Annotated in this window: 18 protein-coding genes and 2 pseudogenes; 15 read left to right on the forward strand and 5 right to left on the reverse strand. The window is 72.4% G+C overall.

Features of this window, described 5'->3' with window-relative positions; genetic code table 11:
• The 5 genes from ACFY4A_RS41135 to ACFY4A_RS41155 all read left to right on the forward strand — a co-directional run.
• Positions 1–240, forward strand: a 240-nt coding sequence (locus tag ACFY4A_RS41135) for an alpha-glucosidase C-terminal domain-containing protein (protein WP_390834435.1), incomplete at its 5' end; no start/stop codon positions are given.
• A 29-nt stretch (positions 241–269) separates the two neighbouring features.
• Positions 270–1,658 (forward strand): maltokinase, encoded by a 1,389-nt coding sequence (locus tag ACFY4A_RS41140; RefSeq protein ID WP_390834436.1) that lies wholly within the window; start codon positions 270–272, stop codon positions 1,656–1,658.
• A gap of 4 nt (positions 1,659–1,662) precedes the next feature.
• On the forward strand, positions 1,663–3,885 hold the full coding sequence (gene glgB, locus ACFY4A_RS41145; RefSeq protein WP_390834437.1) for a 1,4-alpha-glucan branching enzyme: 2,223 nt from the start codon (positions 1,663–1,665) through the stop codon (positions 3,883–3,885).
• 134 nt (positions 3,886–4,019) lie between these two features.
• Positions 4,020–5,927 (forward strand): AMP-dependent synthetase/ligase, encoded by a 1,908-nt coding sequence (locus tag ACFY4A_RS41150; protein ID WP_390834438.1) that lies wholly within the window; start codon positions 4,020–4,022, stop codon positions 5,925–5,927.
• Between the two features lie 154 nt (positions 5,928–6,081).
• The gene (locus tag ACFY4A_RS41155) at positions 6,082–6,516 is read left to right on the forward strand and encodes an ATP-binding protein (RefSeq protein ID WP_390834439.1); all 435 of its coding nucleotides are present in this window, start codon (positions 6,082–6,084) and stop codon (positions 6,514–6,516) included.
• Positions 6,517–6,589: 73 nt separating this feature from the next.
• Here ACFY4A_RS41155 and ACFY4A_RS41160 read toward each other — a convergent pair whose 3' ends face one another.
• Positions 6,590–6,961: a PRC-barrel domain-containing protein gene (locus ACFY4A_RS41160; protein ID WP_390834440.1), complete on the reverse strand. Its 372-nt coding sequence runs from the start codon at positions 6,959–6,961 to the stop codon at positions 6,590–6,592.
• A 119-nt stretch (positions 6,962–7,080) separates the two neighbouring features.
• Between ACFY4A_RS41160 and ACFY4A_RS41165 the strand changes: the two are divergent.
• The 6 genes and pseudogenes from ACFY4A_RS41165 to ACFY4A_RS41190 all read left to right on the forward strand — a co-directional run.
• Positions 7,081–7,644 (forward strand): annotated as a pseudogene (locus ACFY4A_RS41165) (sensor histidine kinase); the annotation flags it as partial.
• Between the two features lie 27 nt (positions 7,645–7,671).
• Positions 7,672–8,043: pseudogene (locus ACFY4A_RS41170) on the forward strand (PP2C family protein-serine/threonine phosphatase); the annotation flags it as partial.
• Between the two features lie 190 nt (positions 8,044–8,233).
• A complete protein-coding gene (locus tag ACFY4A_RS41175) occupies positions 8,234–8,620 on the forward strand; it encodes an STAS domain-containing protein (protein WP_390834442.1) in 387 nt (128 codons plus the stop codon).
• Positions 8,617–8,805, forward strand: a complete 189-nt coding sequence (locus ACFY4A_RS41180; RefSeq protein WP_390834443.1) for a hypothetical protein — start codon at positions 8,617–8,619, stop codon at positions 8,803–8,805. The genes ACFY4A_RS41175 and ACFY4A_RS41180 overlap by 4 nt, the downstream gene beginning before the upstream one ends.
• A gap of 287 nt (positions 8,806–9,092) precedes the next feature.
• A complete protein-coding gene (locus ACFY4A_RS41185) occupies positions 9,093–10,457 on the forward strand; it encodes an NAD(P)/FAD-dependent oxidoreductase (protein ID WP_390834444.1) in 1,365 nt (454 codons plus the stop codon).
• 115 nt (positions 10,458–10,572) lie between these two features.
• A complete protein-coding gene (locus ACFY4A_RS41190; RefSeq protein WP_390834445.1) occupies positions 10,573–12,825 on the forward strand; it encodes an FUSC family protein in 2,253 nt (750 codons plus the stop codon).
• Positions 12,826–12,871: 46 nt separating this feature from the next.
• On the opposite strand, the gene ACFY4A_RS41195 is transcribed toward ACFY4A_RS41190, so the two are convergent.
• Together ACFY4A_RS41195 and ACFY4A_RS41200 are read right to left on the reverse strand one after the other, a co-directional pair.
• On the reverse strand, positions 12,872–13,303 hold the full coding sequence (locus tag ACFY4A_RS41195; protein WP_384441570.1) for a hypothetical protein: 432 nt from the start codon (positions 13,301–13,303) through the stop codon (positions 12,872–12,874).
• A gap of 92 nt (positions 13,304–13,395) precedes the next feature.
• A complete protein-coding gene (locus ACFY4A_RS41200; RefSeq protein WP_390834446.1) occupies positions 13,396–14,262 on the reverse strand; it encodes an RNA polymerase sigma factor SigF in 867 nt (288 codons plus the stop codon).
• 239 nt (positions 14,263–14,501) lie between these two features.
• On the opposite strand from ACFY4A_RS41200, the gene ACFY4A_RS41205 reads away from it, so the two are divergent.
• From ACFY4A_RS41205 to ACFY4A_RS41220, 4 genes are all read left to right on the forward strand, one after another.
• Positions 14,502–14,723 (forward strand): hypothetical protein, encoded by a 222-nt coding sequence (locus ACFY4A_RS41205; protein WP_390834447.1) that lies wholly within the window; start codon positions 14,502–14,504, stop codon positions 14,721–14,723.
• Positions 14,724–14,958: 235 nt separating this feature from the next.
• Entirely contained in the window at positions 14,959–16,365 is a 1,407-nt protein-coding gene (locus ACFY4A_RS41210) for a cytochrome ubiquinol oxidase subunit I (protein ID WP_390834448.1), read from the forward strand.
• Positions 16,366–16,406: 41 nt separating this feature from the next.
• Positions 16,407–17,417: a cytochrome d ubiquinol oxidase subunit II gene (locus tag ACFY4A_RS41215; RefSeq protein ID WP_390834449.1), complete on the forward strand. Its 1,011-nt coding sequence runs from the start codon at positions 16,407–16,409 to the stop codon at positions 17,415–17,417.
• Positions 17,418–17,525: 108 nt separating this feature from the next.
• Positions 17,526–17,978 (forward strand): cyclic nucleotide-binding domain-containing protein, encoded by a 453-nt coding sequence (locus ACFY4A_RS41220; protein WP_390834450.1) that lies wholly within the window; start codon positions 17,526–17,528, stop codon positions 17,976–17,978.
• A 41-nt stretch (positions 17,979–18,019) separates the two neighbouring features.
• Here the strand turns inward: ACFY4A_RS41220 and ACFY4A_RS41225 are convergent, their stop codons facing one another.
• On the reverse strand, positions 18,020–19,327 hold the full coding sequence (locus ACFY4A_RS41225) for an MFS transporter (protein WP_390834451.1): 1,308 nt from the start codon (positions 19,325–19,327) through the stop codon (positions 18,020–18,022).
• Between the two features lie 39 nt (positions 19,328–19,366).
• Entirely contained in the window at positions 19,367–20,122 is a 756-nt protein-coding gene (locus ACFY4A_RS41230; RefSeq protein ID WP_390834452.1) for a TetR/AcrR family transcriptional regulator, read from the reverse strand.
• Positions 20,123–20,303 lie beyond the last annotated feature (181 nt).

A 20,303-nucleotide genomic window follows, 5' to 3' on the forward strand; every position in this document is an offset into this window, starting at 1 on the left:
GCCTTCCTGCGGGAGTACGAGGACGACCTGGTCCTGTGCGTCCACAACTTCTCCCGCTTCGCCCAGCCCACCGAACTCGACCTGAGCGCCTTCCAGGAGCGCCACCCGGTCGAGCTCATCGGCGGAGTCCGCTTCCCCGCGATCGGTGAACTCCCGTACCTGCTGACCCTGGCGGGCCACGGCTTCTACTGGTTCCGGCTCACCGCCAAAGTCGCATCCCGGACCGGCCGACGCGGGTGAGCGTGCGGCCGACGAAAGGAGGCGTGACCATGCCGAAGACCGCATCGCTGATGCCGAGCACCGCAAGCCCGGCCGGGCCCATGGCCTCGCTCGGCTCGCTGCTGCGCGAATGGCTGCCACGGCAGCGCTGGTTCGCCGGCAAGGACCGGCCCGTCACCGACCTGCGTCTGCTGTCGATGACGGAGCTGTTCCCGGGCTGTCTGCATCTGCTGGTCCACGCCGAGCACGCGGGCGTCCCCTCCGGTCCCGGCACGGTCCCCTCCCCCACCGGCACACCCGCCGCACCGCCCGCCGACTGCTACCAACTGCTGCTCGGTGTACGGCAGGAGCTGCTCCCGCGCCTGCGGAGGGCGTTCATCGGCCGTCCCGAGGAGGGTCCGCTGGCCGGCCTCGCGATCTACGACGCGCTGTGCGACCCGCGTTCGGCACAGCTGCTCCTCGAGCGGATGCGCCACCCGGGCGCCTTCGGCCCGCTGCACTTCGAGGCGGACCCGTCCGTACTGATCCCCGGCGCCCTGGTGCCCAGGCTGCTGGACGCCGAGCAGTCCAACTCCTCGATCGTGTACGGGGACGAGTTCATCCTGAAGGTGTTCCGCCGCATCCAGCCGGGCGTCAACCCGGACCTGGAGGTCCCGTGGGCCCTGGCCGGACAGGACTGCACCCGGGTACCCGCTCCGGTGGCCTGGTTCCGCACCACGCAACCGGAGCCGGCGACGCTCGGGGTGCTCCAGCCGTTCCTGCGCGACGCCGCCGACGGCTGGACGCTGGCCCTGCGGGCCCTGGCCACCGGCGACGACTTCACCGTCCAGGCGCACCAGTTGGGGCAGGCGACCGCTGAGGTCCACCTGGCGCTGGCCGGCGCCTTTCCCGCCGGCGCCCACCAGGACATCGCGCGCACCGCCGCGACGATGACCGAGCACCTGGAGGCCGCCGCGCACAGCGTCGCCGCGCTGCGGCCGTACGCGACCCGGCTGCGCACCGCGTTCGCCGCGCTGGCCAGCTGCGACGCCGGGCCGCCCGCCCAGCGCGTCCACGGCGACCTGCACCTCGGCCAGGTGCTCCGGGCCGGGCGCGAGTGGTTCGTCATCGACTTCGAGGGCGAGCCGTCGCGTCCGCTCGCCGAGCGCCGCATCCCCGAGTCCCCGGTGCGGGACGTGGCGGGGATGCTGCGCTCCTTCGACTACGCCGCCCGCCAGCGCCGCCCCTGGCGCCCGCAGTGGGCGCGCCGCTGCCGGGAGGCGTACTGCGCCGGCTACGCCTCCCGGGCCGGCTGGGACCCCCGTAAGAAACACGCCCTGCTGCGGGCCTACGAGACGGACCGTGCCGTGTACGAAGTGCTGTACGAGGCCCGGCACCGCCCCGACTGGCTCGCCGTACCGATGGCGGCGATCGAACGTCTCGCCGTGAGAGGAGGCTGAACCGATGGCACTGCGCGACACGTCACTTCCCGAGCCGTCCGGCCCCGTCCTGCCCGCGGCGGTACAGGGCCGTACGGCCCCGCCGCTGGATCCCGCCGACCGTGTGCGCCTGCTGTCCGGCGCCCACCACGACCCGCACGCGCTGCTCGGCGCGCATCCGGTGCCGGGCGGGATCGCCCTGCGGGTGCTGCGCCCCTTCGCCCGTGCGGTGAGCGTGGTCGTGGACGGCGAGCGCACCCCGCTCGTCTCCGAGGGCGACGGCCTGTTCTCGGCCGTGCTGCCCCTGGCCGCGATCCCCGCATACACCCTGGTGGTCGCCTACGGGCAGGACGAGTACGAGGTCCACGACCCCTACCGCTTCCTCCCCGCCCTCGGCGAGCCGGACCTGCACCTGATCAGGGAGGGGCGGCACGAGCAGCTGTGGCGGGCACTCGGCGCGGAGCCGATGACCCACCAGGGCGTGCCGGGCACCCGGTTCACGGTGTGGGCGCCGAACGCCCGGGGCGTGCGGGTGGCCGGCGAGTTCAACCACTGGGACGGGACCGCCTTCCCGATGCGCTCGCTGGGCGCGGCGGGCGTGTGGGAGCTGTTCCTGCCCGGGATCGGGGAGGGCACGAAGTACAAGTTCGAGATCACCTCGCAGTACGGCGGCCGGTTCCTCAAGGCCGACCCGATGGCACGGCGCACCGAGGTGCCGCCCGCCACCGCGTCCGTCGTGACGGCCGCCCACCACGAGTGGGGCGACCAGGAGTGGATGGCCCACCGCGCGGACACCCCGGTGCACGAGGCGCCGTTCTCGGTGTACGAGGTCCACCTGCCCTCCTGGCGACTGGGGCTGACGTACCGGGAACTGGCCGAGCAACTGCCCGCGTACGTCAAGGACATGGGCTTCACGCACGTGGAACTGATGCCGGTGGCCGAGCACCCCTTCGGACCGTCGTGGGGCTACCAGGTCACCTCCTACTACGCCCCGACCGCGCGCCTGGGCTCGCCGGACGACTTCCGGTACTTCGTCGACGCCTGCCACCGGGCCGGGATCGGCGTGATCATGGACTGGGTACCGGCGCACTTCCCCAAGGACGACTGGGCGCTGGCCCGCTTCGACGGGGACCCGCTGTACGAGCCGGGGAACGATCAGCGCGCCGAGCACCCCGACTGGGGGACGTACGAGTTCGACTTCGCCCGCACGGAGGTGCGCAACTTCCTGGTGGCGAACGCCGTGTACTGGTGCGAGGAGTTCCACGTCGACGGCCTGCGGGTGGACGCGGTGGCCTCCATGCTCTACCTGGACTACTCGCGCGACTCCGGCCAGTGGACGCCCAACGCGTACGGCGGCCGGGAGGACCTGGACGCGATGACGTTCCTCCAGGAGATGAACGCCACCGTGTACCGGCGCGCCCCGGGCGTGGTGACCATCGCCGAGGAGTCGACCGCCTGGGGCGGGGTGACCACGCCGACCGACCGCGGCGGCCTGGGCTTCGGGCTGAAGTGGAACATGGGCTGGATGCACGACTCGCTCCAGTACATGAGCAAGGAGCCGGTGCACCGCAAGTACCACCACCACGAGATGACCTTCGCGATGGTGTACGCCTACAGCGAGAACTACGTGCTGCCGATCTCGCACGACGAGGTGGTGCACGGCAAGCAGGCGCTGGTGTCGAAGATGCCCGGCGACTGGTGGCAGCGACGCGCGAACCACCGCGCGTACCTGGGCTTCATGTGGGCCCACCCGGGCAAACAACTGCTCTTCATGGGACAGGAGTTCGCCCAGGGCGGCGAGTTCTCCGAGCAGCACGGGCCCGAGTGGTGGCTGCTCGACGAGGACCACTGCGCCGCGGGCGACCACCGCGGGGTGCAGGACCTGGTGCGCGACCTCAACACGCTCTACCGGGCCACACCGGCCCTGTGGCAGCGCGACACCCGGCCCGAGGGTTTCCGCTGGGTGGCCGTGGACGCCGGCGACGACAACGTCTACGCGTTCCTGCGCCACGACGCGGCCGGCGCCCCGCTGCTGGCGGTGTCGAACTTCTCCCCCGTGGTGCGCCGGGACTACCGCCTGGACGTACCGGACGAGGTCACCGCATGGCGCGAGGTCCTGAACACCGACGCCGCCCGCTACGGCGGCGGCGACGTCACCAACCCAGAACCGCTCGGACCGGAGGAGGGGCACATCCGGCTCACGCTGCCACCGCTCGCCACGCTCTGGCTGACTCCGTACCCCGCCTGAGCGGGCCGGGGCCGGGGAAACGGGGCTACTTCCCGGTTCGGGGCCCGTGACGCGCTGACCTGGGCTACATTCGATCCGCGTCGACCACGTCACTCATCGGCGGAAGTCACTCCCGTAAACCCCAGGAGCAGCGCATGCACGACTTCGCCCTCGCTCCGTCCACCGTCGCCCCGCTGACCGGCGGGCTCGCCGACAGCGTCTTCGAGACCGCGGAGACCCGTCCCACTCTGCCGGTGCTCGCGCGCCGCGCCGACCCCTCCTCCCCGGTGTGGGAGGAGGTGACCGCCGTGGGGCTGCGGGACCAGGTGACCGGCCTGGCCAGGGGGCTGGTCGCCGCCGGGATCTCGCCCGGCCACCGGGTGGCGGTCATGGCCCGCACCCGGTACGAGTGGACGGTCCTCGCGTACGCGCTGTGGGCGGTCGGCGCCGAGGTCGTCCCGATCTACCCGACCTCCTCGCGGGAACAGGTCGAGTGGATCCTGCGGGACTCCGAGTGCGTGGCCGTCGTCGTCGAGGACGAGCAGGGCGTGATGACGGTCGGACCGGTGTGCGCGGCGCTGCCCAGGCTCCGGCACGTGTGGCAGCTGGACGCGGGGGCGCTGGCGCACCTGGTGGAACGGGGAGCGGTGATACCGCCCACCACGGTGGACTCGCTGCGCCGGATCGTGCTGCCGGACGCGACCGCGGCGATCGCCTACACCTCCGGCACCACGGGTCACGCCCTGGGCTGCGCGCTGAGCCACCGCGCGCTGGCGAGCCCCTGCGACACGCTGCTGGCCGGCTGGGGGCACACCGCCGCACCGCCCGGTGAGCAGGCGTCGGTGCTCGCCTTCCTGCCCTTCGCGCACGTGTACGGGCTGATGATCCAGGGCCTGTGCATCCGCGGCGGCATCCTGATGGGCCACGAACCGGAGCTGGGCGAGGAGGCGCTGACGTCGGCGCTGCGCACGTTCAGGCCGACGTACTTCTACGCCGTGCCCTCCGTCTTCGAGAAGATCTACAAGAACGCCCTGCGCACGGCCCGGCAGGCGAACCGCGGCGCGCTGTTCGAGCGGGCGGCCGACACGGCGCGGGACTTCGCCGCGGCGCTGGAGCGGCAGCGGCTGGGCCGGGGCCCGGGCCCCGGGCTCGACCTTCGGCTGCAACATGCCCTGTACGAGCGGACGGTGTACCGCAAACTGCGGGCCGCGCTGGGCGGCAGGGTGGTCCGCGCCACCTCCGGCGGCTCCCCGCTCAGCCGCGAACTCTCCTTGTTCTACGAGGGCATCGGCATCTACGTGCACGACGGATACGGCCTCACGGAGACCGCGGGCGGCATCACCATGCAGCCGCTGGGCCGGGAGAAGTCGGGGACCGTCGGCAAGGCCCTGCCGGGCACGGCCATCGAGGTGGCGGACGACGGCGAGATACTGGTGCGGGGGCCGTCGGTGTTCCAGGGGTACGTGGGCGACGAGGCCGCGACCCGGGCCGCGCTGCGCGGCGGCTGGCTGGCCACGGGGGACGTCGGGAAGCTGGACACCGACGGTTATCTGACGATCACCGGGCGCAAGAAGGACATCATCATCACCAGCGGTGGCAAGAGCGTGGCTCCGGCCCCGCTGGAGCAGCGGCTGCGGATGCATCCGCTGATCCACCAGGCGGTGGTAGTGGGCGACAACCGGCCGTGCGTGGGCGCGCTGATCACCCTGGACCCGGAGTTCCTGGCCCAGTGGCGTGCGGCGCTGGCCTTGCAGGGTGACGCGCCTGGGCGCGAGGCGCGCGAGGAGAACGCGCTGCGGGAGGAGATCGGGCGGGCGGTCGCCGCCGCGAACAGCGCCGTCTCCCGCTCGGAGTCCATCCGGGTCTTCCGGGTGCTGCCCGCGCCCTTCGACGTGGCCAGCGGGCTGCTCACACCGTCGATGAAGCTGCGCAGGGACGCCGTAGCGCGGCACTACGCATTCGAGATCGACACCATGTACCAGGCGCGGAGCCGCTCCCCGCGCCGGGACACCCCGCACGACGCGATGGCCGACTGGGACGACTCCGACAACGTCTTCCGCTGACGCGGGCCGGAAGCACGTTTGCCCGCCTTCTGCCACCTGCATTCCGCTGCCCGCGAAGCCCAAGCGTAGGCTCCGCGCCCTTGGGAACAAGACAGTGGGACGCGAGGAAAGAAAGGACGACAGCCCGGCAGACGAGTCCGGGCCGGAAGGCGAGATGGCATTCGAGCCGCGTGGGGACGACACACTGGCCAGCGAGGGCATTCCGAGCCGCACCGCCCGCTTCGCGGGTGAGTTGCACCATGTCACGGGTGCGCGGCTCGCCGCGGAGGAGTTCCTCGACGAGGTCGCACGGCACTCGCGGCCGGCGGCACCCGAGAACTGGGACGACATCCTGCTGGTCGTCACGGAACTCGCGGCGAACGCGGTGCAGTACGCGCCCGGGCCCTTCGAGCTGCGGATGCGGCGCACCTTCGACGGGGTGCACGTGACGCTCAGCGACACCAGCACCACACGGCCGGCCCCGCGGCCGTTCCGCCCCAGCCGGGGCGGCGGCGGCATCGGCTGGCACCTGATACACACTCTGTGCGACCAGGTGAGCGTGGTGGTCAACGATCACGGCAAGGACGTGCACGTCTTCCTGCCGTGGTGAGCCCGGATCCCCGGCTGCGGCGGGGTCCGGGCTCGGTTCCGGTGCCAGGACCCGCCCCGCGAGTCGCACCGGTTCAGGCGCTGGTCGCCTCGCGCGGCGGAAGGCCGTGGTAGTAGGCAGCCACCCGCGTCAGATAGTCCGGGTCCCTGGTCTCGCTGTCGGTCCTGAAGGGGGGCGCCGCCTTGATCTGCCCGCGCGAACAGGCCACCGAGATCCTCCTCTCCGCGGAGTCGATGCCGGCGACCATGCCGACCGGCACCAGCACGCTCCTGCCGAACACCCACACCCCGGTATCCACGACCAGGTGCCGCATTCCGGAGTGGCCGCCCTCCCGGTCCACGTGGCCCACGGTTCCGTCGGTGGCGACGACGGTGAAGCCGGTCAGGTCCTCTCCCTCGGTACGAGCGACCTGCGGCGGATACGACCAGATTCTGTCTATGGTCACGCTGCTCCTTCCTCCCCGGGCTGACGTGTCACGAGCCTCGGGCCGACGGTCCCGGCGCGTCGGGTCCCACCGCACCAACTACCCGTCACCGACCCCGGCATTCGGCGCCTCGCCGCAGTTCGGCCGAGTTGCAGTCCCAGCAGGACGAGCTCCAGCGCTCCAACGCCGAACTGGAGGACAAGGCCTCGCTGCTGGCGGAGCAGAACCGCGACATCGAGGCGAAGAACCTCCAGATCGAGCAGGGCCGGCAGGAACTGGAGGCCCGCGCCCAGCAGTTGTCGCTGGCCTCGAAGTACAAGTCGGAGTTCCTTGCGAACATGAGCCACGAGCTGCGCACCCCGCTCAACAACCTGCTCGTCCTCGCCCAGTCGCTCGCCCAGAACCCCTCGCGCAACCTCACCCCGAAGCAGGTCGAGTACGCGGGGGTCATCCACTCCGCGGGCAGTGACCTGCTCCAGCTGATCAACGACATCCTGGACCTGTCGAAGGTCGAGGCGGGCAAGATGGACGTCACCCCGGAGCGGGTGTCGCTGCGCCAGCTCATCGACTACGTCGAGGCCACGTTCCAGCCGATGACGGCGCAGAAGGGCCTTCAGTTCGCGGTCACCACCGCGGCGGGCGCGCCCGCGGACCGGCTCACCGACGACTCCCGGCTGCGTCAGATCCTGCGCAACCTGCCGAGCCGGCCGAGCCAGCCCGGGACCGCGACCGCGGTCTGCGCCCTGTACGACCCCCGGCGGCGCACCCTGCGCTGGGCCCGGGCCGGGCATCTGCCGCCGGTGCTGGTCCGCGGCGGGGAGGCGGCGCCGCTGCCCCTGGTCCGGGGCATGCTGCTGGGCGCGGTGCCGGAGGCCGTGTACGAGGAGGCCGAGCTGCAGTTCGCGCCGCAGGACACGCTGCCGATGTACACCGACGGTCTGATCGAGCGCCGGGACCGCTCCGTGGAGGAGTCGCTCAGGCACCTGCTGACCACGGCCCGTTCGGCGCCCAGGACCCTGGACCAGCAGCTGGACCGGCTGCTGACCTACAGCAAGTCGGACACGGACGACGACACCTGCATCGTGGGCGTCCGGGTCGCCTGACGGCGAGCGGGCGCGGCCCGGTCCCGACGCATGACGACCCGGTTCAGGGGTAGGCACGGGCGCAGTGCGGGTGCCGCCCGTCGCCGGTGATGAGAAACGGATCACGTCACCGGTGCACGACCGTGTGCGTCGAAGGCGTCGACGGGGGTAGCCAGCACTGGCCGGCCGTCAGCACTCGTTGGAGGTATCCGTGCCCCTTGCCCACAACCCGCTGTCAGTGGAGGTCACCCTGCCGCGGCAGGACGTCGCCCTGCTCACGGTCGAGGGTTACCTGGACATCGACACCGCGACCGAGCTGCAGGCCCATCTGGCCAACCAGCTCCATCACGGCCGACGGCACTTCCTGCTGGAACTGTCCGGCGTCCCCTTCATGGACTCCTCGGGCATGAACATCATCCTGCGGGTGTACCAGGAGGCCCGGGAACGGGAGGGCAGCGTGCACATCATCGCCCCCGCCCCGGCGGTGCTGCGGATCCTCGATCTCACGGGCGTCAGCATCACGGTGCCGGTCTCGCAGAGCGCCGAGGAGGCGCTGGCCCTGGTGGACCGCGAGCCGGAGGAGCCGGGGGCGAAGTGATCGCGTCGGCAGGCGCGGGGCACACGTCCCTGGACGCCGACCTGGACGGCTCGGCGGACCGCCTCCTGGGCCCGCTGCTGAGCGACTTCGAACGCGACGACGTCTGCCTCCTGGTGTGCCACATCGGCAGCGCGGCCGGAGAGGAACCGGACCGGATCCCGGCGGACGCGGGCCACCTGCGGTAGCGCCGCGCGGCGGACGCCCGCCGGGACGAACGCGCCCTGGCCGCCCTCGGGCGCTTCACTGAACGGGCCCGATACGGCACGGGATCCCGGGAACCCGCCGGGCGGCCCCTGTCGTCCGGCCGCGTACCGGGCGGCGGGGGCGGCGGCGTCCGGTGCGCGCGCGGCCCGGTGGGGGCATCGTGGTGCTCGATGCACTCGATGGATCGGTGAGGTGCGAAGCAGCCGTCCACGGGCAGACGCAAGGACGTCGATGCAGCCGCCGGAGCCCCCCGAAGGGATGAAACATCGTGACACGACCCAGGATCCTGGTGGTCGGCGCAGGCTTCGCCGGCGTGGCGTGCGTCCGCCGTCTGGAGCGCAGGCTCTCCCCCAGTGAGGCGGACATCACCCTGGTGACGCCGCAGTCCTACCAGTTGTATCTGCCGCTGCTGCCCCAGGTCGCCTCCGGGGTGCTGACGCCCCAGTCGGTCGCCGTCTCCCTGCGCCGCAGCAAGAAGTACCGCACCCGGATCATCCCGGGCGGGGCCGTCGGTGTAGACCTGAAGGCCAAGGTGTGCGTCATCCGCACGCTCACCGACCGCGTCGTCGACGAGCCGTACGACTACCTCGTGCTTGCCCCCGGCAGCGTCACCCGGACGTTCGACATCCCGGGGCTGCTGGATCACGCCTTCGGCATGAAGACGCTGGCCGAGGCCGCCTACATCCGCGACCACGTCATCACCCAGCTGGACCTCGCCGACGCCAGCGTGGACCCGGCCGAGCGCGCCTCGCGGCTCCAGTTCGTGGTGGTCGGCGGCGGGTACGCCGGCACCGAGACCGCGGCGTGCCTGCAACGCCTGACGCACGCCGCAGTCAAGCGCTACCCACGGCTGAACCCGGCGCTGATCAAGTGGCATCTGATCGACATCGCGCCGAAGCTGATGCCGGAGCTGGGCGACAAGCTGGGCCGCAGTGCCCAGGAGGTGCTGCGCCGCCGGGGCATCGAGATCTCGCTCGGGGTGTCCATCGCGAAGGCCGGACCGGAGGAGGTCACCTTCACCAACGGCCGGGTGGTGCCGACCCGCACCCTGATCTGGACCGCGGGCGTGGTGGCCAGCCCGCTCATCGCGACCCTCGGCGCGGAGACGGTCAGGGGCCGGCTCGCCGTGACCGCCGAGATGTGCCTGCCCGGCCACGACGGGGTGTTCGCACTCGGGGACTCCGCCGCCGTACCCGACCTGGCCAAGGGCGACGGCGCGGTGTGCCCGCCGACCGCGCAGCACGCCACGCGGCAGGGCCGGCGGGTCGCGGAGAACGTCATCGCGACGCTGCACGGGCAGCCCCTGCGGCCGTACGAGCACAAGGACCTGGGCCTCGTCGTCGACCTCGGCGGCGCGGACGCGGTCTCCAAACCGCTCGGCGTGGAACTGCGCGGCGTCCCGGCCCAGGCCGTGGCCCGCGGCTACCACCTGGGGGCGTTGCGCACGAACGTCGCCAAGACCAGGGTCGCGACCAACTGGCTGCTCAACGCGGTCGCCGGGGACGACTTCGTACGCACCGGATTCCAGGCCCGCAAGCCCGCCAAGCTGAAGGACTTCGAGTACACCGACGCGTACATGACGCCCGAGCAGGTGCGGGAGCACGTCGAGCGGGCCCGTCCCCGGCAGACGTGACACGGGGCGGGGCCTCTCCCTCCGGGTACGGCCGGGCCGCGACGGGCGGTCCGGCCGTGGCATGCCATGCTGGTCGGGCGGATCATAGGGTGAACGAACGGGAGGGTACGGCGGCGTGGGAGCAGCACAGAGGCCGGTCCGGTCGCGGCTGCGTGATCGCTTCACGGCGTCCGATCCCGGCCTGCTGCGGCTGGCCGCCGGATCGCGGACGGCGGGCTCGATCGCGCTGACGCTGGCCGTCCTCGGCGTGCTGCGCGTGCCCGTGACGCATCTGGTGGCCGGGGCGATCGCGTCGATGGCGGCCACCTTCGCCATCCGGGAGAAGCAGCGCTCGCAGCAGGCGGTCACGCTCGCCCTCGGTCTTCCGGTGGCGCTGGTGTCCGTCTCGCTCGGCGCGCTGCTCAACCGGCACGTGGTGGCCGGGGACGTCTTCTTCGTCGTCCTGATCTTCTGCGCGGTCTACAGCCGCCGGTTCGGCGACCGGGGCAACGCGCTCGGCCTGATCGGCTTCCAGCTCTACTTCATGTCCCTGTTCGTCGGCGCCACCGCGTCGGCGCTGCCCTGGCTCTACGGTGTCATCGCGGTCGCGTTCGCCTCCAGCGCCCTCGTCCGGTTCGTGATCGTGTACGAGACGCCGGCGGGCGTCCTGCAACGGCTGCGTGAGGCGTTCCGGGTGCGTCTGGCGCAGTTGGTGACCGCCCAGCTGGAGCTGCTGGACGCCGGTCCGGACGAGGTGGAGAAGGTCCTGGAGTCGGTGCGCGAGGGCACGGCCCGGCTGCACGAGACGGCCATGATGATCCAGTCCAGGCTGGCGGAGGGCACCTCCGACGAGGCCGTGGCGCGGCTGGTGCAGCGCCGGATCGCGGACGCCGAGATCGCCGCCGAGCGGCTGGGGCTGCTCCTGCTGAACGCCCGCAGCGCCGAGCGGACCGACACGCTCACCCTCCATCTGCCCGGCGCGTCCCTCCCCTCCAGCGGCCGGCTGCCGGTGCGGGACGAGGCGACCGAGACGCTGCGCCGCGACCTGCGGGCGCTGGCGATGCTCGTGCTGCGGCCCGTCGGGGAGGGCGGCGGGACCGCGCTGGCGCACGTACGCAACCGGCTCCTCGGCTACCGCGACGAGGGGAACCTGCCGCCCGCCTCGCCCGCCGTGCAGGACGTCTTCCGCGGAATCGGCGAGACCGCGCGGGCCGTGATGGGGCTGCGGATCGCGCTGGACGGTCCGCAGGACGAGTCCGACGACGCGCCCGCGACGGTCCGCTCCCGGGAGGAGCTGGACGCGGAGAACGCCGCCATCGAGGGAGCCGAGGAGGCCGAGCGGGAGGAGCAGGTCCCGACCGGGTGGCGGCGGCCCACCACGCGGGCGGCCGTGCAGGTCGCGGTGGGCTCGTCGCTGGCCATCGTCGGCGGCGAGTTCCTCTCCAGCCAGCGCTGGTACTGGGCGGTGCTGACCTGCTGGATCGTCTTCATCAACACCTCGTCCACGGGCGAGATCCTGGTCAAGGGCTACCGCCGTCTGGTGGGCACCGTGCTCGGCGTGGTGGCCGGTATCGTGCTGGCCGGGCTGGTCGGGCCGCACACGTGGACGGCGCTGGCCCTGGTGCTGGTGTTCGTCTTCGCGATGTTCTACACGGCCCCGGTGTCGTACACGCTGATGTCGTTCTTCGTCACCGCCGCGCTGGGACTGCTGTACACGCTGCTGCACAGGTACAGCGCGGCGGTGCTCGTGCTGCGCGTGGAGGAGACGGCGCTCGGGGCGGTCTGCGGGATCATCGCGGCCGCGCTGGTGCTGCCGGTGCACACCGACCGCCGTACGAACGAGCTGCTCGGCAAGGTGCTGGAGCGGCTGACGGACGTCACGGCCGCCGCCGTCGAACAGCTCAGCGGTGGCCCGGCCGTCGATCTGCTCGACCGGGCGCGCGACCTGGACCGGGCGCTGGGCGACCTGCGGGCGGCCACGCAGCCGCTGACGCATCCGATCACCCCACTGCGGGCACGCCGCAACACCGCCCAGTACGTCGTGGCGCTGCTGGAGACCTGCGCCTACCACGCGCGGTCGCTCGCGGCGACCGCCGAGCTGCTGCCCACCCATCCGTCGATCGCCGCGGATCCCCGGCTGCGCCAGGCCTGTGCCCGGATCACACGCAACATCGAGACGATCCGCGCGCACGCGGCCGACGAGCCCACCACCACGGAGGTCGAGCGGGGCCCGAGCATCGCCTCGCTGCTGGAGCCGGACGGGGCGCCCGGCGTCCCGCGGTACGGCCGCATCACCGACCGGGTGCTGCGGCACCTCCAGCGCCTGGACGAGGCGGTGGTCGGCCTGGCCCGCCCGCTGGACATCCCGGTGTCGAGACCCGCGCCGTGACGGGCCGGGGCGCGGCCCGGCCCGTCACGTGGTCAGAAGTCGGTGGTCAGAAGTCGGTGGGCATGTCGCTGGCTTCGGCGATGCCCCGGAGCTCCTCGGTCTCCCGGTGCCGGTCGCGGATGTAGTCGGCGATCTCGGTCAGGCGCGCCGGGTCGGCGGCGGTCGCCGCGTCGGTGACCACCCGGACCGGGCCGGTCTCCTCGATGTCGAGGACGACCAGCTCGTTGTCCAGCCTGCCGGTGACCGCGGTGGCGATGACCAGGGCGGCCTCGTCCCGTATCTCCTGGGGAAGGCCCTGCGCCTGGGCGCCCTCCAGCGGGAAGTCGGCGGAGGGCACACCTCGTTCGTCGATGGCCCGCAGAACCGGGTCGACGACGTCGAGCAGCAGTTCGTAGTCCTCCTCGGGCATCCGGACGCGGAGCAGATCGAGATACACCTCCACGGCCCGGCCGTCGGGCGGAAGCTCGTCTTCGTTCATTCGCTCCGTGTTCCCCGCGTACGCCCGCTCAGACGCGGAACGCGCGACCGGCGGCGCGGGCCGACGGCACGAGCCAGGACCAGGGCGGTGCTTCACGTCGTGGGTTCCGGTCGCGGTCCGTCGCCGTAGCGGTTCGCCCGTTCCGCCAGCACCTCGTCGCGCACGCGGGCGCAGCTGCGGCTGATGAGCCGGGAGACGTGCATCTGGGAGATGCCGAGCCGGTCCGCGATACGGCTTTGTGTCATGTCCTCAAAAAAGCGCATGTAGAGGATGGCGCGTTCCCGTTCGGGAAGCCGGCGCAGCCCCTCCTTGGCCGACTCGCGGTCGACGACGGTGTCGTAGGAGGAGTCCGACGCGCCGAGACTGTCCGCGAGGCTGTAGCCGTCGCCGCCGGCCGACAGCTCGGCGTCCAGGGACAGGGTGCTGAAGCTGTCGATCGCCTCCATCCCCGCGTTGACCTCCTCCTCCGTCAGCCCGGTGTGCGCGGCGATCGCCGCGACCGAGGGTTCGGGGCTGCCGGGGTTCTGGGTGAGTTCGCGGCGCGCCACCCGGACCTTGTTGCGCAGTTCCTGGACGCGGCGGGGCACCCGAAGCGCCCACATCCGGTCCCGGAAGTGCCGCTTGACCTCGCCGGTGATGGTCGGCACGGCGTAGCTTTCGAAGGCGCCGCGATCCGGGTCGAACCGGTCGATCGCCTTGACCAGCCCGAGTGCCGCCACCTGCCGCAGGTCCTCGATGGACTCGCCGCGGTCGCGGAAGCGGCCGGCGATGCGGTGGGCCATGGGCAGCCACGCGCTGACGAGTTCGTCTCGGACGGCCTCGCGTTCCGGACCGTCCCCGGCGGCGGCGAGGCGTTGGAAGAGGGCGGCGGTGTCGGGGGCGTCGTCGTGCGGCCGGCGGGCGGGCGCCGCCTGATCCGCGGGGACGTCGGGGCGGCCTGTCGATATGTCGATGAGCATGCGGAATGGCTCCTGAACGGTGTTTCAGGGACTGACCGCGGAAGAGGTGGTGCCGTCCGGTCCGTCTGGAGACCTCCCGGAGCAGCAGGTACAGCTTCCGCTGACGCGCCTCCGGTCCGAAGCACGAGATTCCGTCTGCCCGGGTGCGGGAGCGACAAACTCCGCTTTGCGTAGTTCTTCTCCCATACCGGCCGCTTCGAGCCGTCATCGCGGGGCGCGGAAGCGGGTAGGTGCAGGACATGACCGATGTGGTGCACTCCGACGAACTGCTGCGGCGGATCCAGCGCGCCAGGGCGTGTGCGGTGCAGGAGGAGCGCCGATGGCGGGACCGCCGCGACACCCTCGGGGCGACCGATCCGGACGCCGCGCGCGAGGCGGCCGTACGCGTCCTGACCTACGAGGCCGTCCTGCGGGTGCTGGACGAGATCCTGGCCCCGGGCCGGCACGCCGAGCGGGGCTGACGGGTGCAGTGAGTCCGCTCACGTGGCCAGGTCCCGGCGGCGCGGAACGACCCGAGGTGGTTTACGGTTCATGCATACCCGGCGACGGGGCCGACCAGAGACGTCCCCCGCACGCCGCCATATACGGCCCTGGCTGGTTTCCCCCGTCCAGCCAGGGATTTTTCATGCCTTCGCTCGGAGATGGGCGAAGGATCCAGGTTCGGGCCGCCTCAGCCGGGTACTGGCAGTCCTCGTGATGCGCACTCTGCTCTCCGGGCCGACGGTGCTCGCCGTGTACGCGGTCCGCCGGGCGTCGGAAGGAGACCTGGCGGCGGCGCGGGCGCAGATGGGGTTCTCCCTCGCCTGGCACATCGTCGTGGCCTGCCTCGGGGTCGGGCTGCCGGTACTGACCCTGCTCGCGGAGTGGTACGGCATCCGCACCGGAAATCCGGCGCACCGGCTGCTGGCCCGCCGGTGGGCACGCGCCATGGGCGTGCTGTTCGCGGTGGGCGCCGTCTCCGGGACCATCCTCAGCTTCGAGATGGGGCTGCTGTGGCCCGGACTGATGGGCAGGTTCGGCCAGGTGATCGGGCTGCCGTTCGCCCTGGAGGGCATCGCCTTCTTCCTGGAGGCGATCTTCCTCGGGATCTACCTCTACGCCTGGGACCGGCTGCCGCCCCGCCGCCATCTGCTGACCGGCATCCCCATCGTCGTCGCGGGCACCGCGTCGGCGTTCTTCGTGGTGTGCGCCAACGCGTGGATGAACCAGCCGCGCGGCTTCACCCTGCGCGACGGCAAGGTCGTGCACGTCGACCCGTGGGCGGCGATGCTCAACCCGGCCAGTCCCCCGCAGACCGTGCACATGATCCTCGCGGCCTTCATGATGGCCTCGTTCCTGGCCGCCGCCGTGTACGCGGTGGCCCTGCTGCGCGGGCGCCGGGACGCCTACCACCGTGCCGGGTTCCTGATCCCGTTCACGCTGGGCGCGATCGTGACCCCGTTCCAGATCGTCGTGGGCGACTGGGCGGCGCGCTTCCTGTCCGACTACCAGCCGACCAAGCTCGCCGCGATCGAGGGCGTGTACCGCACCGGCTCCCACGTCCCGCTGACCATCGGCGGTGTCGCGGGCGACGACGGGCTGAAGTACGGCCTGGAGATCCCCGACGGGCTGTCCCTGCTGGTCGGCTACCGCCCCGGCACCGTCGTCCGGGGCCTGGACCGCGTGCCGGTCGCTCTGCGTCCGCCGGTCACCGGTGTGCACTGGGCCTTCGACCTGATGGTCGCCATCGGCTTCTTCCTGCTGTTCCTGGGCGTATGGCTGCTGTGGCAGTGGTGGCACCGCCGCCGTACCGGCGGGGAACTGAGCACGCCCCGCGCGTTCCTGGCGCTCGCCGCCGTCGCCGGCCCGGCCGCGGTGGTGGCGCTGGAGTGCGGCTGGACCGTGACCGAACTGGGCCGGCAGCCGTGGATCGTGTGGGGCGTGATGAGCGTGCGGGACGCCGTCAACCCCGCCCCGGGACTGATGACCGGCCTGTGGCTGGTGCTGGTGGTGTACGCCGCCATGACCGCGGCCACCGTGTACGTCCTGCGCCGCCTGGCCCGGGGCACCCCGGTGCCGCAGGCTCCGCAGGAGGCGGACGTCAGCCGGTATCCCGTCGTGTGAGGCCCGCCCGGGCCCCGCCGTACGCCCCCTTGGAGGTGACCGTGCTCGCGGACGCGGCGCTCGCCGTGATGTGGCTGGGGCTGACCTGCTACGCCCTGTTCGGCGGTGCCGACTTCGGCGCCGGGGTGTGGGATCTGCTGGCCGGCGGGGCCGAGCGCGGGCGGGCCCGGCGCGGACTGATCGAGCACAGCATCGGGCCGGTGTGGGAGGCCAACCACGTCTGGCTGATCTTCGTGGTGGTGATGCTGTGGTCGGCGTTCTCGCCGGTGTTCGCCGCCGTGATGTCCACGCTGTACATCCCGCTGACGCTGGCGGCGCTGGGCATCATCGCGCGGGGCGCCGCCTTCGCCTTCCGCAAGGCCAGCACCGAGCTGTGGCAGCAGCGGCTGTTCGGGGCGTGCTTCGCGCTGTCCTCGCTGCTCACCCCGTTCTTCCTCGGCACGGTCGCCGGTGGTGTGGCCTCCGGGCGCGTGCCGCCGGGGCTCGCGGCGGGCGATGTGATCACCGGCTGGCTCAACCCGACGTCGCTGCTGGGCGGGGTGCTGGCCGTGGTGACCTGTGCGCACCTGGCGGCGGTGTACCTGTGCGCCGACGCGGACCGCGAAGGCCGGCCCGAGCTGGCGGCGGCCTTCGCCCGCGACGGCGTGCTCAGCGGGCAGGCGGCCGGTGTCGTGGCCCTGGCGGGGATCGCGGTGCTGCACGCGGACGCCCCGGCGCTGTTCCACGGGCTGACCCACCGGGCGCTGCCGCTGGTGGTCGTCAGCGCGGTGGCCGGCCTCGCCGGTCTGGGCCTGCTGGCCCGACGGCGTTTCGTGGCCGCCCGCGGGGCCTCCGCCCTGGCGGTCGCGGCGATCCTGTGGGCGTGGGGCGCGGCCCAGTACCCGGCCATGCTGGTCGGCGGCACCACCGTCCCGCAGGCCGCGGCGAACGCCTCCGTGCTGGCCGCGGTCCTGGTGTCGCTGGGCGTCGGCGCGGTGCTGCTGGTCCCCTCGCTGTGGCTGCTGTACGCCACCTTCCAGCGCGGGTCGGCCCGACAGCCCTCCTCACGGTGAGCAGACGATTAGAAGTCGCCTCCGCCGAGGTGCCCGGGGGACCCGCAGCGGCTGAAATGGGGAGGAGGCACATGCGCGGAAACCATCGCCGGCGAGGAGCTTCGGGTCATGACCAAAGCGATAAAACTGCTGACCGCCCTCCCCCAGAAACAGCGCGAGCGCCTGATGGAGGTCGCGCGGGAGGTCTCCTTCCCCGAGGACACGAGGATCTTCGAGGCGGGGGGCACGGCCGACCGCTTCTGGGTCATCCGCTCCGGCGCCGTGCACCTGGACCAGCAGGTGACGCCCACCCGCAAGGTGACGGTGGCGTCCCTCGGCGCGGGCGACCTGCTCGGCTGGTCCTGGCTGTTCCCGCCGTACCAGTGGGACTTCGGGGCGGAGGCGTACAGTCAGGTCCGCGCCTACGAGTTCGACGCCTCGGCGGTCCTCGCGCTGTCCGTGGAGGATCCGCTGCTCGGGCTGTCGCTGGTGCGGACCGTCGCCGAGATCCTCGCCCACCGGCTGGAGATGACCCGGGGCAAGCTCCTGGAGCAGTACACCATCCCCCGGCGTCCCCACTAGGACGACAGGGTCCCGGGCCGCCGGATCCGGTCGCCGGTGGGTCAGATCCGGTAGCGGCGCAGCGCCGGGACGGCCGCCGCCAGGCCCAGCATCAGGGCGACCACCAGCAGGCCGCCGCCGGCCACCGCCGCGCGCGGGCCGAAGGCCGAGCCGACCGTGCCGTGCAGGACGTCCGCCAGGCGCGGGCCGCCCGCGACGACGACCGTGAAGACGCCCTGCATACGGCCGCGCATCTCGTCGGTGGCGGCGGACAGCAGGATGGCGCCGCGGAACACCATGGAGACCATGTCGGCGACTCCTGCGGCCGCCAGGAAAACCACCGCGAACCACAGGCTGCGGCTCAGCCCGAACCCGGTGACGGCCGCTCCCCAGGCGGTGACCGCGCCGATCACCATCCAGCCGTGCCGGCGCGCCCGGGAGAAGGTGCCGGAGAACAGCCCGCCGATCACCGCGCCGACCGGGATGGCCGCGAACAGCAGGCCGAGCGCGAGTCCTTCCCCGTAGGGGGCGTACGTCTCGGCGGCGAGCTGCGGGAACAGGGCGCGGGGCATTCCGCAGACCATGGCGATGATGTCGGCGAGGAACGACAGCAGCAGCACCTTGTGCCCGGAGATGTAGCGGAACCCGTCGGCTATCTCCCGCACCCCCGCGCGGCGCACGGCGGATCCGGCCAGGGGCGGCAGCGCGGGCAGGCGCAGCACCGCCCACACGGTGACGCACAGGGCCACGGCGTCGATGAGGTACAGCTCGGGCAACCCGATGACGGGGATGAGCGCGCCGGCCAGCAGCGGCCCGGCCACCAGCCCGGTCTGCATGACGGTCGACCCGAGGGCGTTGGCGGCGGGCAGTTCCTCGGCCGGGACCAGCCGGGCGATGGAGGCGTTGCGGGCCGGGGAGTTCAGCCCGAAGAAGGCCTGCTGCACGGCGAGCAGCACCATCAGCACCACGACCGAGTCGAACCGGGCCACGGCCTGCAACCAGAACAGCACCGAGGTGACGGCGATCCCGCTGTTGGTGATCAGCAGCAGCTTGCGGCGGTCCATCGTGTCCGCGACCGCGCCGCCCCACAGCGCGAACACGACCATCGGGACCAGGCCGGCGAGGCTGGCGTAGCCGACCCACGCCGAGGATCCGGTGATGTCGTAGATCTGCTTGGGCACGGCGACGGCGGTGAGCTGGCTGCCCACCGCGGTGACGATGGTCGAGGACCACAGCCGGCGGAAGGCGGGGCGGCGCAGCGGCCGGGTGTCCATGGCCCAGCGGCGCCAGCCGCGCCGGCCGGCTCTTGACGGGTCCGGGGCGTCGCTGTGCGGTGCGGTGCTGCCGTCGGTGCTCTCGCTGGTGTCCACGGGCTTCCTGGTTGCTTGTTACATCCATCTGTGCGCTGTTCAGTGTCGCAGCACCGGCCGGGACCTCGGACCACCCGGATCCGGCCCGCTGCCGCGCACGCGGTCCAGCTGGGCCGCCGCGCTGTCGAGCAGCATGTCCAGGGCCGTCGGGTAGGCGCTGGTGACCATGCGGGTGGCGAGCAGGGGCGCCGCCTCGGCGATGCGCGGATGCGTGGTGGCGGGCAGCCGGGCGTAGGTCGAGCGCCACATCTCCTCGTCGGCGCGCAGGGCGGCGCTCGGCAGGGCCAGGGAGGCGGCGTCGAGCGCGGCGAAGGCGAGGGTCTGGTCGACGAAGGCGTGGTAGATCCGCACCGTGTCGGGCAGCGGGAAACCGGCCCGGCGCAGCACGCCCAGGACGGCCTCGTCGGCGGCCAGCTCGTTGGCCCGGCCGGAGACGCGGTTGGCGGTCACCACCGCGGCCTGCGGATGCGCGACGTACGCGGAGTGGATGCGCAGGCCCATCTCGCGCAGGTCGGCCCGCCACCGCCCGGTCGGCTCCCAGCCGGCCAGCGCCCGGCCGATGAGGGCGTCGCCGATCGCCAGGGTGAGGTCGTCCATGCCGCGGAAGTAGCGGTAGAGGGCGCTCGGGTCGCAGTCGAGCGCCAGGCCGAGGCGGCGGGCGGTCAGTCCCGCGCTGCCGTGCTCCCGCAGCAGGCGCAGCGCGGCGTCGACGATCAGTGTCTCGGACAGCACGGTGCCGCTCCGGGTGGGGCGGCGCCGCCGTCGCTTCTCCTCGGGGACCACCGGTTTCGGCATCCCGACCTCCTCGGACTCCTCGCACCGCTTATGCCAACGCCATTGACCTTACGCGGTGCGCGGCGTTGCATCGACAGCCGGCACAGGTACACCGCTTGGTTGTCGCGAATGATCTGCGTGGAAGCCTTGTGGTGCCAGTCCCGGCGCCGGTCCGCCACCTTGGCGTGCTGGCGAGCGACCT

This window comes from Streptomyces sp. NPDC001292 (assembly GCF_042896465.1).
GTDB lineage: Bacteria > Actinomycetota > Actinomycetes > Streptomycetales > Streptomycetaceae > Streptomyces.

Coding starts and splice junctions, on each gene's coding strand:
- ACFY4A_RS41210 (WP_390834448.1), top strand. CDS start 14,959: ATGCGCACTCTGCTCTCCGGGCCGACGGTGCTCGCCGTGTACGCGGTC.
- glgB (WP_390834437.1), top strand. CDS start 1,663: ATGGCACTGCGCGACACGTCACTTCCCGAGCCGTCCGGCCCCGTCCTG.
- ACFY4A_RS41150 (WP_390834438.1), top strand. CDS start 4,020: ATGCACGACTTCGCCCTCGCTCCGTCCACCGTCGCCCCGCTGACCGGC.
- ACFY4A_RS41220 (WP_390834450.1), top strand. CDS start 17,526: ATGACCAAAGCGATAAAACTGCTGACCGCCCTCCCCCAGAAACAGCGC.
- ACFY4A_RS41230 (WP_390834452.1), bottom strand. CDS start 20,122: ATGCCGAAACCGGTGGTCCCCGAGGAGAAGCGACGGCGGCGCCGCCCC.
- ACFY4A_RS41195 (WP_384441570.1), bottom strand. CDS start 13,303: ATGAACGAAGACGAGCTTCCGCCCGACGGCCGGGCCGTGGAGGTGTAT.
- ACFY4A_RS41155 (WP_390834439.1), top strand. CDS start 6,082: ATGGCATTCGAGCCGCGTGGGGACGACACACTGGCCAGCGAGGGCATT.
- ACFY4A_RS41200 (WP_390834446.1), bottom strand. CDS start 14,262: ATGCTCATCGACATATCGACAGGCCGCCCCGACGTCCCCGCGGATCAG.
- ACFY4A_RS41140 (WP_390834436.1), top strand. CDS start 270: ATGCCGAAGACCGCATCGCTGATGCCGAGCACCGCAAGCCCGGCCGGG.
- ACFY4A_RS41205 (WP_390834447.1), top strand. CDS start 14,502: ATGACCGATGTGGTGCACTCCGACGAACTGCTGCGGCGGATCCAGCGC.